The organism is Geomonas sp. Red276, from assembly GCF_054784495.1.
Genome location: NZ_BLXW01000092.1, coordinates 1 through 1,345 on the forward strand (window position 1 = coordinate 1; position 1,345 = coordinate 1,345).

The 1,345-nt window shown below is 62.0% G+C and carries 2 protein-coding genes; both read left to right on the forward strand.

Features of this window, described 5'->3' with window-relative positions; translation table 11 throughout:
• Window positions 1-518: Mu transposase domain-containing protein (locus tag ACYVL5_RS23590; protein WP_460597990.1), on the forward strand; the 518-nt coding region annotated here is incomplete at its 5' end.
• Window positions 515-1,267, forward strand: coding sequence for an ATP-binding protein (gene istB / locus ACYVL5_RS23595; RefSeq protein WP_460597991.1), 753 nt, complete (start codon window positions 515-517; stop codon window positions 1,265-1,267). The genes ACYVL5_RS23590 and istB, both read left to right, overlap by 4 nt.
• The last annotated feature ends 78 nt before the right edge of the window (window positions 1,268-1,345 follow it).

A 1,345-nucleotide genomic window follows, 5' to 3' on the forward strand; every position in this document is an offset into this window, starting at 1 on the left:
TCTTCGAGAAGAGCTACTACTCCGTACCGACTCGCTTCGTCGGGAAAAAAGTCTGGGTGCGCGGAGGTTTCAAGGTGGTGGACATCTACTGCAAGGATCTCTTGATCAAGACCCATCCCACGGCCCACCGCCCCGGAACCTGGCGCACCGACCTCGACGACTATCCCGAGGGGAAGAAGCTCTTTCTCCAGTTCCAGCCGGCCCACTGCAGAAAGGAGGCGAGCCGGATGGGAGAGCACGTGGGACAGATGGTCCACGAGATCCTGTCGCCGCACGCCCTGGTACACCTGCGCAAGGCCCAGGCGATACTCCGGCTCGGAGAGAAGTACGGGGCGCAAAGGCTCGACGAGGTCTGCCGCTACCTCCTGGAGCACGGCTCCAACAGCCATGTCAGCGTGAAGCGTCTCCTTGAGAAGGGACTGCCCAACGCCATCGAAGCCGCGGTGCCGCCCCCCATCTCGGAAGAAGGCTCCAAGCTCCTGCACCCTGCGGCAAGCTTTGGGGAGGTGTCGCTATGAAACCGACCCCGAACCTGCTGTCGATCCTCAAGACGTTACGGTTGTCCGGCATCGCCGAGTCTCTGGAGGCCCGCCTCGATCAGGCCCGGCAGGAGACCCTCGGCTACCAGGAGTTTCTGCAGATCATCTTGCAGGACGAAGTGGAGAGGCGGCACGCCCGCCGCCTGCAGCTCCGGCTCAAACAGGCAGATTTCCAGGAGCAGAAGGGGCTCGAAGAGTTCGACTTCGCGGCCCTGTCCGGGGTCAACCCGAAGGAGATCAAGGACCTTGCCACCTGTCTGTTCATCGAGCGCCACGAGCATGTGCTCCTCTACGGTCCGCCCGGCACCGGCAAGACCCATTTGGCCCAGGCTCTCGGCAACCGGGCCTGCCGCAGCGAGTATTCGGTACTGTTCATCACCGCGGCCAAGCTATTCAGGCGGCTCGCCGTAGCTCGACATGAAGGGGCCTATGAAGAGACCATCCGCTCGTTCCTCAAGCCGCACCTGCTGATCATCGACGACTTGGGGCTTACCGGCTTCAACCCCGAGCAGGCGGAGTCGTTCTACGAGATCGTCGCCGAGCGGCATCACACCGGGAGTATCATCGTAACCTCGAACCGGCCGCCTGGTGACTGGCTGGGGCTCTTCCCCGATCAGGTGCTGGCCAACTCGCTCATGGATCGGCTAGCCCACAAGGCCCATCACCTCCCCCTCAAGGGGGAGTCATACCGCAGGAGGAGCCGCCCTCAGAAGACCACGACAACTTAACTCAGGAACTCCCGCTGACCGCTTAAACTGGAAAATAACTTTGGCGACGGGGGTGGCAAATAACCTTGGCGGTTGACA

Coding starts and splice junctions, on each gene's coding strand:
- istB (WP_460597991.1), top strand. CDS start 515: ATGAAACCGACCCCGAACCTGCTGTCGATCCTCAAGACGTTACGGTTG.